Origin of the sequence: Paraburkholderia sp. JHI2823 (assembly GCF_038900695.1) — a bacterium.
GTDB classification, from domain to species: Bacteria; Pseudomonadota; Gammaproteobacteria; order Burkholderiales; family Burkholderiaceae; genus Paraburkholderia; species Paraburkholderia mimosarum.
This window is the reverse complement of record NZ_JAYMRY010000051.1, coordinates 26,896-41,490: the sequence shown is the minus strand read 5'-3', so window position 1 is coordinate 41,490 and position 14,595 is coordinate 26,896. Positions and strand designations below refer to the sequence as shown.

Genomic DNA, 14,595 nt, shown 5'->3' with positions numbered 1-14,595 from the left:
GAGGTGATGATTGCGTGTGCACAAGTCTTGCGCCATTGTTGCGTGCGCGTCTGTGGCGCGCGCTTCCCCGAAGCCATGCTTTCCCTTCTTCTTGCGTTCAACCGGCGCTGTCCCGGGGGTGCTGTCATCCGGCCCCGGTCAGCGGAAGAGTCGAGATAATAATGCGACTGATTCTCATTACGGAAGAGCAACTCACGCCTTGTAGGGGAAATACAACAAAGGCGTCGGGTCAAATGTAAGGCCGACGCGGCGCGAGCCGCGAAGCGGCCGCCCGATGCGAAACGCCCCGGTTATGCTGACCGGGGCGTTGAAAAAGCGTCTGCGCGATTTACTTCAGAGCGCCATCAGAAAGTCTGCCAGTCATCGTCCGATGTCGCCGCAACCGGTTCGCGCCGGTCCGCCCTTGGCGCAGGCGCAACGGGAGCGGACGGCGCGCGCGCGGCAGCAGGCTTCGAAGACACGGCACGCTTGCCCGTCGCCCTCGCAGCGACCGGCGCCGTCGACGCAACGCTCGCTGCCGCCTGGCGACCCGCCGAGCCGATATTGAACACCGAGACGAGTTCGCGCAGCGCCGCCGCCTGCGAGGACATCGATTGCGCCGCCGCCGACGCTTCCTCGACGAGCGCGGCGTTCTGCTGCGTGACTTCGTCCATTTGCGTGACAGCCTGGTTGACCTGCTCGATGCCCGTGCGCTGTTCGCCCGAAGCCGCGGAAATCTCGTTCATCAAGTCGGCGACGCGCTTGACCGATTGCACGATCTCGCCCATCGTGCGGCCCGCGTCATCCACGAGCGCGGTGCCGTTGTTCACGCGATCGACCGAAACGATGATGAGCTCCTTGATCTCGCGCGCCGCCGTCGCGCTGCGTTGCGCGAGCGTTCGCACTTCGCCGGCCACGACCGCGAAGCCGCGGCCCTGCTCGCCCGCGCGCGCCGCTTCCACGGCCGCGTTGAGCGCGAGAATGTTGGTCTGGAACGCAATGCCTTCGATCACGGAGATGATCTGCGAGACCTGCTCGGAACTGCTCGCGATCTCGCGCATCGTATCGACCACGCGACCCACCACCTCGCCGCCACGCGTCGCTGTCTGCGATGCCTGGGCCGCCAGCGTGTTGCCTTGCGTGGCATTGTCGGCGTTCTGCTTGACGGTCGCCGTGAGCTCCTCCATGCTCGCCGCCGTTTCTTCGAGCGAAGCAGCCTGTTCTTCGGTGCGCTGGCTCAGATCGGTGTTGCCCGCCGCGATCTGCGCAGAGGCCGTCGCGATGCCTTCGCTGCCCGAGCGCACACGGCCCACCAGATCGACGAGCCGCTCGTTCATATGGCGCAGTGCGCCGAGCAACTGGCTCGCCTCGTCGCTGCCATGCACCTCGATGCGCGCGGTCAGATCGCCGCGCGCAACGGTCTCGGCCACTTCCACCGCTCGTGCGATCGGCCCCGTGATCGAGCGCGTGATGAAGAGCGCGATCGCGGCGCCAAAACCAATTGCAACGACGATCAGGCCAACCGTCCATGCGAATGCGCTTTGGTAAGCCGTCTTCGCGGCGGCGACTTCGGCAGTCGAGCCGTTGTGGTTGAGGGTCACGTCCTGGTTGATGAGGTCGATCAGCGCCTGGAACGATTTCGCCGACGCGGTCGAAACTGCTGCGCGTGCATCGATCGAACCGCCATCGGCCGTCATGGCGAGGGCATCGATCTTTTTGTCTTCTTCGAGATACTGCGACCATGCGGTGCCGATCGAGTCGGAGAGGCGGCGCTCGTCGCCGGTGGAAACGAGCTTCGAATAGCTGTCGTACAGCGTGCCGAACTGGCTGATCATCTGCGCGCGCCGGTCACGCAGTGAGGCCTTCTCGCTGGCGTCGCTGGTGAGCAGCATGCGCAGGGAGATGCGCCGCACGTCCTGCGCTTGATTGCGCAAGTTGCCGAGTGTCTCGACGCTAGGCAGCCAGTTCGAGCCAATCTCCTGCGTGCCATCGAAGACGCGCGACGTCTGAATGAGCCCGATCCCGCCAACCGCGCCAAGCAGGAGCAACACAATGGCAAAGCCTGCGCCGAGACGCGGGCCGATCTTGATTCTTGTGAGGAATGACATGAGTACGCCGTAGTGAGAGGTCACCCCTATTGACGACCACGGCGCAGAAAAATTGAGACACTGTTGCAAATATAACGGCGCGTAAGGATGGCGCGCGATGCAGCGAACGTTCGGTCTTTTATTCTTATTTAGGAACCCAAACGATCGCCTTTTACATCACGATCTGACTCAGAAATCGCTCGCCTGCACCGCCCTTACTTTCAACAATTCGCCAGGCAGGCCCCCACTTTCGCAATTGCCGCGTCGCGCTGCGCCGAGCTCGCACGCGTCGCGCCGGTGAGATACGTGGCGACCAGGATGGGCGCACGCCCGGTTGGCCAGACGATGGCGATATCGTTAGCGGTGCCTCTGTCGCCGGTGCCGGTCTTGTCGCCCACGCGCCATTCTTTCGGCAAGCCCGCGCGCAAGCGTGCGTCGCCGGTCTGGTTGGCGACGAGCCACGCGATGAGTTGTTCGCGCGACGCCGCCGAAAGACGCTCACCGAGCAGCAGCTCGTGCAGGTTCGCGACCATCGCGGCAGGCGTGGTCGTATCGCGCGGGTCGCCGGGTATCGCTTCGTTGAGGCTCGTCTCATTGCGGTCGAGCCGCGTGAGCGGGTCGCCCAGGCCGCGTGCGAATGCGGTGATCGCCGACGGCCCGCCAACGCTCTCGAGCAGCAGATTGGCCGCCGTGTTGTCGCTGCGCGTGAGCGCGGCTTCGCACAATTCGGCAACCGTCATGCCTTCGCCACCCGCGCGCGATCCGCTAACGGGCGAATACGACACGACCTGCGCGGGCGAATAGACGACCCTGCGTGCGAGGTCTTCTTCGCCATGATCCTTGCGCGCCAACACAGCCGATGCGAGCAGCAGCTTGAACGTGCTGCACATCGGAAAGCGCTCGTGCATGCGCCATCCCCGCACGTGAGCGCTTGCGGTGTCGAGCATCGCCACGCCGAGCCGGCCGCCAACCTGCGCCTCGATGGCGGCGAGCTGCTTTTCGAACGCATCGGCGCGTGCCGCGCCCGCGGCGAATGCCTCAGATGCAACTCCAGCTATCGCACTTCCCAACATCGTCATGGTGAATCTACGTCTCGTGATCATGGCTTCTCCTTGAGCAGCCGCCACTATTGCGTATTCGCCACGCACCGACAAACGATGATAAGTTGCTCGAAACCCCAGAAAATCTTATTGCTCGATCATGCGACCGTATCTGCCTCTCAATGCCTTGCGCGCCTTCGAATCGTCGGCACGCCACCTGAGCTTCACACGCGCGGCGAGCGAGCTGAACGTCACTCAGGCGGCGGTGAGCCAGCAGGTGAGAATGCTCGAGGAGCGTCTAGGCGCAACGCTTTTCAAGCGTTTGCCGCGAGGCCTTGCGATCACGGACGAAGGCCTGGCGCTGCGCCCCGTGCTCACCGATGCGTTCGATCGCTTCGAGGCCGTGCTGCGGCAGTTCGAGGGCGGCCACTTTCATGAGGTGCTGACCGTGGGAGTCGTGGGCACTTTCGCGGTAGGCTGGCTGATGCCGCGCCTGAAGTCGTTTCACGAGGCGCATCCGTTCGTCGAGTTGCGCATCATGACGAACAACAATCTGGTCGATCTCGCCGGAGAAGGCCTCGACCTGGCCATACGCTTTGGCGACGGCACCTGGCCGGGTTCGCGCGCGAGGAAGCTGTTCGACGCGCCGCTTAGCGCGCTCTGCACACCCGACATCGCGCAGCGCCTGCATACGTGCGCCGATCTCGCCAGCGAAAAGCTGCTGCGCTCGTATCGCGCGGACGACTGGACACTCTGGTTCGAAGCGGCCGGACTCGTGCCGCGCCCGGTGCGCGGGCCGGTGTTCGATTCGTCGCGGCTCATGGTGGAAGCGGCGATGCAAGGCGCGGGCATCGCGCTGGCCCCGGCTTCGATGTTCGAACGCGATCTCGCCGCGGGCCGCCTCGTGCGGCCATTCGATATCGAGGTCCAGGCGGGCAGCTACTGGCTCACGTCGCAAAAGGGAAAAACGGCAACACCGGCCATGCGTGTGTTCAGTCAATGGATCGTGAAAGAAGCCGGCGGCGGCGAGGAATCGTGAATCCGGTCGATTCCGGCAGGCAACGCGCTCGAGAGCGTTCGCGCACTTTCTGAAACAGCGGCCGACGATGGGCGACGAGCCGCAAAGGCCCCTTCGGTTTGCCTGAAACGGAACGACGCTACACTAACCGACACCCGCAGACTCCCCGGACGAGGTACTCGCCATGCCAGCCTCCCTTGCCCATCGCTCGGCTGCCCTGCTGTGCCTGCTCTTGTGCATCCTGTCCGGATTGGGCGGCTGTGCGGGAATGGGGCAGGAGCCGCTGCGCGTCAATGTAGCGGGCATCGACCCCCTGAAGGGCGAAGGGATGGAGATGCGCTTCAACGTGAAGCTGCGCGTCCAGAATCCCAACGACACGCCAGTCGAGTTCAGCGGCGTCTCGCTGCAACTGGATCTGAACGGGCAGTCCTTCGCTAGCGGCGTCAGCGATCAGAGCGGCGTAGTGCCCCGCTTCGGCGAAACGGTGATCGACGTGCCGCTGACCGTTCCGGCGTTTGCCGCCGTGCGCCAGGCGTTCGCCCTCGCGGGCAGCGCGAATTCGGGCAGTTTCCCGTACGAGCTTCGCGGGCGCCTCGCAGGCGGAATCGGGGGCGGCGCCCGCTTCGTCGACCATGGCAAACTCTCGCTGCCCACACAAAGCCTGATGGGCCCGTGACCGCTTGCCGGTTTGCCACGCCCCTGCGGCAACTCACCGCAGGCTGAATGTAGCGGATAGTACGTTGCCGACAAGGACACGCGACGTACACTTATGCATCGCCGATGCCTCCCGCCGGAAAGCCGCCGTGCCCATCCCCTACCTTCGCAGTTTCACCTCGATCGAACGGACTGACCGAACCAACCTCAGGCTCGGCCGCGCGCTGGCCTGGATCGCCGGCGCCACGAATGCGGGCGGCTTTCTCGCTGTCGGGCAATACACGTCGCACATGTCCGGCATTGTTTCGTCCCTGGCCGACAACGTCGCGCTCGGCAATTCCGGGCTCGCGCTCTCCGCGCTCAGCGCCATCCTGGCCTTTGCGTGCGGCGCGGCGACTTCAGCCATCTTGATCAACTGGGGACGCCGCCGCGGCGCGCTCAGCGTCTACGCCGTGCCGCTGCTGCTCGAAGCCGCCCTGCTGCTGTGCTTCGCCGCGCTCGGCGCGAATCTCGAGGTGCATCGCCTTCTGTTCGTGCCGGTCACCGTCGCGCTGCTCTGTTACGTCATGGGCGTACAGAACGCCATGATCACGAAAATTTCGCAAGCCGAGATCCGGACGACGCATGTAACCGGCATCGTGACGGATCTGGGCATCGAACTCGGCAAGGCGCTGTACTGGAACTGGGGCGTGCCGACCTCGGCCGCGCACCACGTTGCCGCGGACATGCAGCGCGTGCGCGTGCTGGCATCGCTGCTCGGCATGTTCGTCTTCGGCGGTATAGTGGGCGCCCTTGCCTTCCGGCATTTCGGATTCGCATCGGGGGTGCCGTTGTCGATGCTGCTCGTCGTCCTGGCCGGCGTCCCGGTCACCGACGATCTACGGCGCCTGCCGCTACGCGAGCTGGGATGAGCGGATTGCAGGGTCACACCACGCGTATTCGAAAACAAACATAAAAGCGCCGTGCACGCGAAACGTGCATGCGCCGAAAAATCCCCATTTTAAAGGCGTTAAAACGCAAACGCGGCATCGCCTATGTGCGCCAGGCAACAAGGGCGATTGACGCGCTGGTGGAAATCACCCATATTTTCCTCACGCGGCGGCGCTCGGTCCAGCCCCGCCGCTCTCGTGCGCATGCAGATCGTGAGTTCCGCGCGGCCTGGCCGATCGCTTCAACGACGATTCTGAGCATGCCGAAATGGCATCGCCATACCGGTGGGACGAAGACATGTCCGCTCAGATTAATCGCGACCAGAGGTTCCCCGCTGCATGCAAGCGCTGCGGCGGCGTGCTCTACCAGCACGTCGATTACTGCCCTTACTGTGGCACCGACCGTCCGCTCGACACCGTTGCGCTCGGCACGCACCCCAAAGCGACATTCAGCGCTCTCGGTCCCGCTGCCGCGGCGCCTCCCGTGCCTGCGGCCGCGAAGCTGTGGCCGGCCGGCTTGCCCCCATCCGATGAAGCGCCAGCGACGCCCGACCACCAGCATGCCTCGTCTCTCTCGCACGCGTTGCCGCTCCCGCAGGTTCGGCGATGGATTTTCCCGAGGGGCGTTTTCCTTGTCGGTTTCCTTCTCGCTATCGCGTATGGCGTCTATATGTTGTTCGGCATGAACCGCGAGCGGCAGGGCACGGTTAGCGAACAAACCCTGCACGCTTCGGGCGGCTCCGTTTCGCCCTACTCGCCGCAACAACAGATGGACGTGACGCCCCCTAATGCCCAAACGGGAGTGCAACCCGGCGCGTCCAAACCGCGCGCCGAGCCGCAGTTCACGGATGTGGCGGATAGCTTGCGTGTCGCGCGCACCAGCCTTGCGGAAAATAATCTCTTCGACGCGAAAGCGGCGGTCAATGCCGCGCTCACGCGGGACGCGGGCAACGAGGAGGCACGCGCGGTACAACGCGACATCGCGGCGCGCGAGCAACGGCGTGACAGCGCGCTGCAAAACGCGGAACAATGTGCGACGCAGCGTGCTTGGGCCTGCGTGCAGCAACAGGCTTCGGAGGCGCTCGCCATCGATTCCAGCAGCGTCGATGCGCGGTCGATGATGGAGCGCGCCATCCTGGCGACGGCCTGGAAGCCGCTCAATCCACCGCCCAGTTCGCCCAGCTTGCCAGGGTCAACGAAACACGCGCGAGGGGCTGCGGCGGCGCCGTTGCCGCACGCTGCGGGCACCGTGCGGCTGCCTTCCTCTCAAGATTGGGAATCAGCCACGCCACCGCCGCTGCCGGACGTAACGAACGCGACAAGCGCCACGACCACCACGACCGCCACGACGAACACTGCCCCGGCTACGCCAGGGGAGGTCAGCAACGACAACGGCGTCGACGCGCAAGAACGGGCGATCGTGCAAAACGGATGGAAGCCCACCGCGCCGCCCGGCGTCGCCCATTGAGCAGGATTCCATAACATAACGATGTCTTCCCTAACACCCATTCAAGGCGGGAGAGAGACCATGTTGAAAACGATTCTGGCAGCGCTCACCGGGCTCGGCGCCCTGCTTTTCGCGACGCTCGCCGTCGCCGCATCGGCGGATGCGCACTACAGGATCGTGACCGGCCCGGAGCGCGGCACTTACATCCAGATCGGCCAGGACCTGGCGAAATGGGTTGCGCAGCCGGCCGGCATCGACCTCGAAGTGATTCCATCCAAAGGCTCCGCGGAAAACGTCCAGCGCATGCGCTTCGAGCCCGGCGTCAAGCTGGCGCTCGTTCAGTCGGATGTCTACCAGGCCTACGTCGATATGGCCAATGCCGGCAACGAAGATGCAGGCACGACGATTCGTCCGCTGCGGCTCATCATGCCGCTCTACGACGAGGAGATTTACTTTGTCGTCCGAAGCGACTCGCCGATGAAATCGATCAATGAGATCAAGGACAAGGTGATCAGCGTCGGCCTGATCGGCAGCGGTACTGCGCAATCGGCAACGACGCTGTACCGTCTGATGTTCGGCGAGCCGATTCCCGAGCAGAACGCGCAGCACCTCAGCAATGAAGACGCGCTTGCTGCGCTCATCGTCAAGAAGATCGACGTGGCGATTGTCGTGGCCGGTCAGCCGGCGAAGCTCTTCACCGACATGAACCCCGATCTGTTGCAGCAGATCCGCTTTTTACGCGTCGATCCGAACGCCCCTGAAACCGCGCGCGCGAAGCAAACCTACTTCCCCGCGACGATACATGTTTCGAGCTACCCCAACTGGCTGAAAGAGGACGTGCCCACATGGACGGTCAAGGCGTTTCTCGTCACCTATGACTACAATCTGCGCGGTACGGTGGGCAACCTGAAACGTTTTGCCGATTCGCTTTGCGAGAACTTTGACAACTTGCAGGAACACGGCCACCCGAAATGGAAGCAGGTGAAACTCGAACTGCCCGCCCTCGGCAAAGGATGGCAATACTATCCGCCTGTCGAGCGGCGACTCAAGGCATGCTTCGCGCATCGTGCCGCCATGCAGACGGCCGGAGGCTCGGCCACGCCGCAAGGCGCCGCCGCCACGCAGAAAATCAATGGACGCCCGTGCTCGGATCAGGAGCGCCTGCTGTTGCTTTGCGGCAAGTAGTTCCGCCTGCGCAATTCGAAAAGGAGTCCGACGCAATGCTCAACTATCCCGCCGCCTATCAGTCGACGAAAGGCTCCGCGCTCGACGTAAACAAGCCCTTCTACCGGCGCATCGCCGAAGAGCAAGACCAGCGCGAGCTGATCGAATCGATCGTCGTGCCGATACGATCGGGGCAAGCCTGGACGGTACCCGCGGGTCACGTGTTCCGCATCGTGACCATCGAGGGCCCGCAAGTCGCCGACCTGAACCTCTGGAACCGGCACGATCCACGCGAGCGCATGTGGGCTTCTCGCACACGCCAGCTCCAGCAAGCGCACGTGAGCACATTCGACCGCCTGTGGTCCACGCTGCCGTTCCTGCGTCCGCTCGTCACCATCACCGACGACAGCCTCGCGAACTACGGCGTCGACGAGCACGGCGGCCGCGTCCACGACCTGCTCGGCACGCGCTGCGATCCGTATGTCAACCGCATGCTGACGGGCGAGGACTTCCATTTCCACTGCCACTCCAATCTCACGCGCGCGATCGCACCCTACGGTCTCACCGAATACGACGTGCACGACGTGCTCAACGTATTCCAGTGCACCGGCCTGAATCTGGAGGACAAGTACTTCATGAAGGCGTGCCCGGCGAAAAAGGGCGACTATCTCGAGTTTTTCGCCGAGATCGACTTGCTCTGCGCACTTTCGACCTGCCCTGGCGGAGACCTCTCGCTGCCGATGTGGGGACCCGACGCACGCGACCCGCTGGAGGTCTGCCGGCCGCTCGGCATCGAGGTCTACCGGCTTGCGCCCGCTTTGCTTGCGGGCTGGTCCTCGCCTGCCGTCGCCGAATATCGCGGACTGCACGGCATGACGTTGCAGCAGCCCGACTGGAAGCGAGGTTGTTGAAACGGGAGAGCGCCAGCTGTTCGAGCGACGCATGGCGTGCAGGGCCATGCGTCCACAGGTTGCGTGTTCATATGACGCGACCGTGTGCGCCGTGATAACGGCGAAGCGGATTGCGCTTAATGCTTGTCGGTCTTCTTCGGCTTGGGCGGCGATTCGACCTTCGCGTACTGGAATGCGGGCGTAGCCTTGAGGGCTTCCTTGGTGGCGCCGGGCAGGTAGAGATTGCCCTGACGCACGTCGAGCGACGCGATCGGCACAGCGACGTCGTGAGAGCCGACGCCGAGGAATCCGCCAGCCGAAACGATGGCCGCGGAAACCGAACCGTCCGGCGCCACGATCAGATCACGCACCGTGCCGATCTTCACGTTCTCGTCGTTATAGACGGGCTTGCCGAGCACGCTCTTCTTCACGCTCCAGCCTTCGAGCAGCGCCTGCGACTGCTCGACGGTAACGCTCAGGGGCTGCGAGCCTGCAATCTGCGCATTCGCGCTGGCACTAGCCGCCACGGCGCCAAATGCGGCCACGGTCAATATTGTCTTGCGGAAAAGCATCGTGTTTCGCTCCTCTATTCGGGTTGGTTCGGCCTGCGGTTCACTGCGGCGCGAGTGCGAAACCGCAGGCGGAACGCCATGTTAGCCGGTATGGCGCCGCTATGCGCTCAAGGTGGTTGGCGAGTGCGGAATCGCGAATTAGAACGAAGCGCACCTTGGAGTGCGCCTGCGCCGTCCGCAAAATGCTCAAGGTGCTACGGGGAGCGCGTTGGCTTAAGCGTCAGCGCGACACACTGCGCCACGTCCTTCGTGACTCGCGTCGCCGTTGCCTCGTTGTATGCCAGGGTCGTGCCGCGTTGAATGCTGGGGTTGCTGTACGAAGGGCGCCGGGTTGAAGATCGAGTACGTCAAGCAATTGATCAATCGACTGATTCGTCAAGGCTGCGTAATACGAGTGATGCCCCTGGGCAAGCTTTTCTCTGCCTTGTCTTTCGAAAGCGCCAAATGCATCCTCTTCCATATTGATGGCCATTCGCGAAGCCGAGCCACGAGAACAGCCCCTATGGCTTACTGACCGCTGCCGGTGTCGGTCGTGTCGTTACTTTCTTTTGACTTTGGGAGTCCCGACTCGACATTTGCCTTTCCAACATCACCATAGCCCGAATTTGCCAATGGTGGTGCCGTTTGCGCATCGCGCGTCATCTGTGCAGTGAGCGCTCTGTCTTCCGCGTCACCCTGCTCTGCATTGGCTAACGGCGCCACAACGGCGAGGACCAACAACAATGCAAGCACTTTCATAATGGCCTCCAATGCGATGTTTGGTCATACTTATTTTTATGATCTCGGTTTTAACTGCAACCCGGCACGTTAAGGCTAGCCGCCTCCGAAAGACACTGCCTCCATCGTTTGATGGAGATAACGAATCCGCTGAATATCATACGAAACGAACACTGAGCGGCCAAATGCCGCCTTGCGACACATGGCGGCGACGACTCAACGCGATCGTTGAATTTGCGAGGGTCTGCCCTATCATGGTTTGAGCGTCGCATGTCATTCGGTGAGAAGTCATGGCACTCACACGGCGGCCCGGATGACTGATGACGATGCGTCGGCGGGGCCGCATTCACAGCGCCGACATTCCGTGAATAAACTGCTCCGCACATCGAGAACGGAGGTTCTTCATGAAATTCATCGTTCAGTGGCAAGGGCAACCAGCAGCGCAACAGGCCGCAATTGAGCGCTTCATGCAATCCGGCGGCAGGCCGCCGGAAAACGTCACGTTACTCGGTCGCTGGCATGCGGTCGGTGAATTGAAGGGCGTTGCGATCGTCGAAGTGAACGACACGACCGCGCTCGGAGAATTGATGCTCGAGTGGGGCGATTTATTCACGATGTCCGCAACACCCGCTGCTACCGATGAGGAACTGGGCGCCATCCTCGCCGCCCGGCAATCGCAATCGAAGTAACAATTCCCGCAAATGGTCCCTGCTAGTCAATGGAGCGCGGGGACTATTTCCCCTGAGTCCTTCTGCCGACGCAGGCGCCGGATCGTGCGGGCTACGGTGAGTGCGCGAGACAAGGCTGGAATTTCGCTCACCCGTGCTGCAGGATTTTGCTTTTGATTCCGTCAGTAATCCGGAACTCCTTGAGCCGAATGATTCATTCGGTAAGACCATCAAGGCGCAAGGCCTCGCTGCAAAGCGGCGATATACGGAGAGGGATGAAGCTGTCTCCCGCCGCTCAGGGGTGCATTGAGCGCGCTGGGGTACGCGCAGGGCCGCCGCGTCCAGTTTACGAGGTGGCCGGCGCGCACTGCTCGCAAAGCCCGAAAACGACAAGACTGGAATGCATATAACGAAAGCGCTTGCTCGCTGCGATGGCGGCGTGCTGTTCCTCGAGCGCGGGCTCGTCGATATCGACCACGGTCTTGCAACTCTCGCACACGAGGTGCGCGTGTGGAACGCCGCGGCCAAGCTCGTACACCACGCGCGTTTCGCCGACCCAGGTGCTGGCCAGCAGCGATGATTCCATGAGCTGTGCAAGCGCGCGATACACGCTCGCCAGGCTGCATTGCTCCACGTCCTTCGCGATCCTGCGAAAAACCTGATCGGCGGTCAGGTGTTCGTGCGGAGCATCATGGAATACTTTCAGCACGGCCACGCGGCTTGACGTTGGGCGCAGGCGCGCGCTCTTCAGTTCAGAATAGACCGTTCTCATAGGAAAAACGCGTCGGCAAAGCCGACAGTTTCCGCGTCGGATGCTTAAGGTTTCCTTATGTCGAGGACGACAGGCGCCCCGGCGGCGGATCGGCGTCTGATTGCTGCATTGCCATATAGACCGGGACCGGCTCTGGATCCGGACTTTATTTCAATCCGCAGACAGGAAAGCCGATGGAGCGGGAATCGCTTGCGGACCCCACGCCCACTGTTCTGTTCGGCGCGTTCGACCGGCACAACTTCGGCGACCTGCTGATCGCGCAGGTAGTCGCACGCATGCTGCCGCGCCGAGAGCTGCTCTTCGCCGGCCTCGCCACGCGCGATCCGCACGGCGACGGCGGACCGGCCACCGTCGCGCTCGCGCGTATCGCGACATTTGCACGCGGCCGCGCCGTCAACGTGATTCACGTCGGCGGGGAGCTATTGACCTGTAACGCGTGGGAAGCCGCCGTCATGCTCGCTCCAGCGCAGTGCGTGCAGGCGCTCATCGAAGAGGAAGGCAAATGGTTGCACGACACCCGTACATGGGCACGAAGGCATGTCGGCGTGGCCTCGCTCGCGCCTTATGCGCTCTCGAAGTCCGCGTTGGCGGGTGTGCGTGTGCAGCATCTCTCGTTCAATGCGGTGGGCGGCGTCGATCTCGATGTACGCGACACGGCGTTGCGTGCGGATGTGCTGGCCGCGCTGCAAACTGCCGACACCATCACCGTACGCGAGCGGCAAACCCTGGCGCGGCTCGCTGAAATGGGCGTCAACGCCCGCCTCATCCCCGACCCCGCCGTGATGACCGCCGCCTTGTTCGGCGCGACGATACGCCGTCACGCCGCAAACGAGGCGATGCGTAAAGTGCGGGAAGCGTTCCCGCACGGTTACGCGGCGGTGCAATTCAGCGCCGACTTCGGCGACGACGCGACGCTCGACACGTTGGCCGTCCAGCTCGAGCGTGTCGCGCAGGCGCTCGGCATGGGCATTGTGCTGTTTCGCGCAGGCGCCGCGCCGTGGCACGATGACGTCGAGGTGTACGAGCGCCTGGCGGGACGCTTGCGTGTGGCGACGGCCCGCGTGTTCGCTTCGCTGAACCTCTGGGACATTTGCGCGCTGATCGCGGGGAGCCGGGCTTACTGCGGCAGCAGTCTGCATGGACGCATTGTGGCGATGGCCTATGCGTTACCACGCGTCAACATCAGCCATCCTGATCATTTCGGATCGTCACGCAAGCTCGCGGCGTACGCGGCGACCTGGGAGGCAGCGGGGCTCGCCGGGACGGTGCCTCTCGATGGGCTTGCCCATGCGGTTGATCGTGCGATGGCCGCCGATTTCGAGACGCTGCGGAACACGGCGCTCGAACTCGCGCGGCGGTATCGGGCCGGTTTCCTGCTTCACTCCTCAGTTTGAATTCACTGGCCCCGGCACTGAAAGCAGCGCCGCATTGCCAGGGTTAGTGATAAATCGCAGTCGATTCAAGAGGCCTCGTTTCACGCCTGGCCGCCTCCCTCGGGACGCACCGCCCGGGGCGCCGCGTCAGAAGCTATGCCGGATGCCCGCCATGATCCCCAGTTGCCCCGCCCCCGGCGCGGGCGTTGTACCGCCGCCGCCCTGGCTTACCGTGTAGGCCGCCTTCGCGCTGTTCCACAAATACGCGCCCTGCAGATAAACGGCTGAGCGCTTCGAGAGCTGATACGTGCTGCGCAGCGCCGCAATCGTGCCGCGCGTATCGTGGTCGCTGTTAACGATGCGGTACACGCCGCCATCGACGATAAAGGCAGCCGTCACCGGATATTGCGCCGTGAGGTAGAACTGATCCGAATGCACATTGGGCGTTTCGGCCAAAACCGTATCGACACGCCTTCCCAGCCAGCCTCCGCCAATGCGCAGCGCCCCGATATGGCCATAGCCGTTGAGCTGGATGCGCACATCGGTATCACCCGGGTTGGTAAACGCGAAGGTCGGCGTGCCGTCGTACAGGTTCGCCGCCGCCCCGGGGCCGCCGCGCTGCTCATCATAGGCAGCCGCCACGCCATAGCCGTTGCGGTCATATTTCAGCATCGCCGACCATTCGCGGCACGACTGCGAACTGCCCGGCACCGGCCCGGCGCAGGTGCCCTGGCCCGGTGAATTGCCGGTTCCGGCCGAATCGCGCCCGAACGACCACGTTGCGCCGAGCGTGAAGCCGGCGTAGCTGCCCTTGTAAACGATGGTGTTGTCACTACGCGAACTCGGCAGGTACTGGTCGAACGAAGCGGTGCCGCCGTAGATGTCGGGGCCGAGCAGGTCGGCGTCGGCGATCGCCCAGAACGTCATCGTGTACTGGCGCCCGAACGTCAGGTTGCCATAGGGGCTGCTCAGGCCCACCCACGCCTGGCGCCCGAACAGGCGACCCCCCTGGTTCAAGGTTCCGCCGCGCATATTGAAACCGCTCTCCAGCGCGAAGATGGTCGACAAGCCGCCGCCCAGGTCCTCACTGCCACGCACGCCCCAGCGCGAAGGCATTTCGCCGGTGATGCCGGGCATGCGGACCACACTGTCGCCCGCTGCGTTCGCGTGCGAGACATATTCGATGCCGGTGTCCACGATGCCGTACAGCGTCACGCTGCTCTGCGCGAACGCCGATGCGCTCAGGCCGGCGAACGCCAGCCCTGCTGCGATCCGAAGTTTCATG

At 63.4% G+C, this 14,595-nt stretch carries 14 protein-coding genes; 8 read left to right on the top strand and 6 right to left on the bottom strand.

Annotated elements, in window-relative coordinates; all coding sequences use genetic code 11:
* Positions 1-344: 344 nt before the first annotated feature.
* Together VSR34_RS33505 and bla are read right to left on the bottom strand one after the other, a co-directional pair.
* Positions 345-2,087 carry a methyl-accepting chemotaxis protein gene (locus VSR34_RS33505; RefSeq protein WP_028231141.1) on the bottom strand — a complete coding sequence of 581 codons (1,743 nt, stop codon included), beginning with the start codon at positions 2,085-2,087 and terminating at the stop codon, positions 345-347.
* 200 nt (positions 2,088-2,287) lie between these two features.
* Positions 2,288-3,169: a class A beta-lactamase gene (gene bla, locus VSR34_RS33500; protein ID WP_342964669.1), complete on the bottom strand. Its 882-nt coding sequence runs from the start codon at positions 3,167-3,169 to the stop codon at positions 2,288-2,290.
* Positions 3,170-3,266: 97 nt separating this feature from the next.
* Here bla and VSR34_RS33495 point away from each other — a divergent pair, with 97 nt between their 5' ends.
* The 6 genes from VSR34_RS33495 (at position 3,267) to VSR34_RS33470 (ending at position 9,229) form a co-directional block, all read left to right on the top strand.
* Positions 3,267-4,145, top strand: coding sequence for a LysR family transcriptional regulator (locus tag VSR34_RS33495; protein WP_342964668.1), 879 nt, complete (start codon positions 3,267-3,269; stop codon positions 4,143-4,145).
* A gap of 163 nt (positions 4,146-4,308) precedes the next feature.
* Positions 4,309-4,800 carry an LEA type 2 family protein gene (locus VSR34_RS33490; RefSeq protein WP_342964667.1) on the top strand — a complete coding sequence of 164 codons (492 nt, stop codon included), beginning with the start codon at positions 4,309-4,311 and terminating at the stop codon, positions 4,798-4,800.
* 127 nt (positions 4,801-4,927) lie between these two features.
* Positions 4,928-5,689: a YoaK family protein gene (locus tag VSR34_RS33485; RefSeq protein ID WP_028212280.1), complete on the top strand. Its 762-nt coding sequence runs from the start codon at positions 4,928-4,930 to the stop codon at positions 5,687-5,689.
* A gap of 691 nt (positions 5,690-6,380) precedes the next feature.
* Entirely contained in the window at positions 6,381-7,175 is a 795-nt protein-coding gene (locus VSR34_RS33480) for a hypothetical protein (RefSeq protein WP_342964666.1), read from the top strand.
* A gap of 60 nt (positions 7,176-7,235) precedes the next feature.
* Positions 7,236-8,339, top strand: coding sequence for a TAXI family TRAP transporter solute-binding subunit (locus VSR34_RS33475; RefSeq protein WP_028212282.1), 1,104 nt, complete (start codon positions 7,236-7,238; stop codon positions 8,337-8,339).
* 35 nt (positions 8,340-8,374) lie between these two features.
* A complete protein-coding gene (locus VSR34_RS33470; protein WP_028212283.1) occupies positions 8,375-9,229 on the top strand; it encodes a DUF1989 domain-containing protein in 855 nt (284 codons plus the stop codon).
* Positions 9,230-9,345: 116 nt separating this feature from the next.
* Here the strand turns inward: VSR34_RS33470 and VSR34_RS33465 are convergent, their stop codons facing one another.
* Both VSR34_RS33465 and VSR34_RS33460 read right to left on the bottom strand, forming a co-directional pair.
* Positions 9,346-9,780, bottom strand: coding sequence for a PRC-barrel domain-containing protein (locus tag VSR34_RS33465; RefSeq protein ID WP_028212284.1), 435 nt, complete (start codon positions 9,778-9,780; stop codon positions 9,346-9,348).
* A gap of 507 nt (positions 9,781-10,287) precedes the next feature.
* A complete protein-coding gene (locus VSR34_RS33460) occupies positions 10,288-10,518 on the bottom strand; it encodes a hypothetical protein (protein ID WP_154671265.1) in 231 nt (76 codons plus the stop codon).
* A 383-nt stretch (positions 10,519-10,901) separates the two neighbouring features.
* Between VSR34_RS33460 and VSR34_RS33455 the strand changes: the two genes are divergently transcribed.
* Complete coding sequence (locus VSR34_RS33455) at positions 10,902-11,186, top strand: DUF3303 family protein (protein ID WP_028212285.1); 285 nt, start codon at positions 10,902-10,904, stop codon at positions 11,184-11,186.
* 325 nt (positions 11,187-11,511) lie between these two features.
* Here the strand turns inward: VSR34_RS33455 and VSR34_RS33450 are convergent, their stop codons facing one another.
* On the bottom strand, positions 11,512-11,937 hold the full coding sequence (locus tag VSR34_RS33450) for a transcriptional repressor (protein WP_342964665.1): 426 nt from the start codon (positions 11,935-11,937) through the stop codon (positions 11,512-11,514).
* A gap of 173 nt (positions 11,938-12,110) precedes the next feature.
* Between VSR34_RS33450 and VSR34_RS33445 the strand changes: the two genes are divergently transcribed.
* Complete coding sequence (locus VSR34_RS33445) at positions 12,111-13,331, top strand: polysaccharide pyruvyl transferase family protein (RefSeq protein WP_342964664.1); 1,221 nt, start codon at positions 12,111-12,113, stop codon at positions 13,329-13,331.
* Between the two features lie 126 nt (positions 13,332-13,457).
* Here the strand turns inward: VSR34_RS33445 and VSR34_RS33440 are convergent, their stop codons facing one another.
* Positions 13,458-14,594: a porin gene (locus VSR34_RS33440; RefSeq protein ID WP_028231145.1), complete on the bottom strand. Its 1,137-nt coding sequence runs from the start codon at positions 14,592-14,594 to the stop codon at positions 13,458-13,460.
* Position 14,595: the final 1 nt, after the last annotated feature.

Coding starts and splice junctions, on each gene's coding strand:
- VSR34_RS33475 (WP_028212282.1), top strand. CDS start 7,236: ATGTTGAAAACGATTCTGGCAGCGCTCACCGGGCTCGGCGCCCTGCTT.
- VSR34_RS33470 (WP_028212283.1), top strand. CDS start 8,375: ATGCTCAACTATCCCGCCGCCTATCAGTCGACGAAAGGCTCCGCGCTC.
- VSR34_RS33495 (WP_342964668.1), top strand. CDS start 3,267: ATGCGACCGTATCTGCCTCTCAATGCCTTGCGCGCCTTCGAATCGTCG.
- VSR34_RS33465 (WP_028212284.1), bottom strand. CDS start 9,780: ATGCTTTTCCGCAAGACAATATTGACCGTGGCCGCATTTGGCGCCGTG.
- VSR34_RS33450 (WP_342964665.1), bottom strand. CDS start 11,937: ATGAGAACGGTCTATTCTGAACTGAAGAGCGCGCGCCTGCGCCCAACG.
- bla (WP_342964669.1), bottom strand. CDS start 3,169: ATGATCACGAGACGTAGATTCACCATGACGATGTTGGGAAGTGCGATA.
- VSR34_RS33455 (WP_028212285.1), top strand. CDS start 10,902: ATGAAATTCATCGTTCAGTGGCAAGGGCAACCAGCAGCGCAACAGGCC.
- VSR34_RS33490 (WP_342964667.1), top strand. CDS start 4,309: ATGCCAGCCTCCCTTGCCCATCGCTCGGCTGCCCTGCTGTGCCTGCTC.
- VSR34_RS33445 (WP_342964664.1), top strand. CDS start 12,111: ATGGAGCGGGAATCGCTTGCGGACCCCACGCCCACTGTTCTGTTCGGC.
- VSR34_RS33460 (WP_154671265.1), bottom strand. CDS start 10,518: ATGAAAGTGCTTGCATTGTTGTTGGTCCTCGCCGTTGTGGCGCCGTTA.
- VSR34_RS33505 (WP_028231141.1), bottom strand. CDS start 2,087: ATGTCATTCCTCACAAGAATCAAGATCGGCCCGCGTCTCGGCGCAGGC.
- VSR34_RS33440 (WP_028231145.1), bottom strand. CDS start 14,594: ATGAAACTTCGGATCGCAGCAGGGCTGGCGTTCGCCGGCCTGAGCGCA.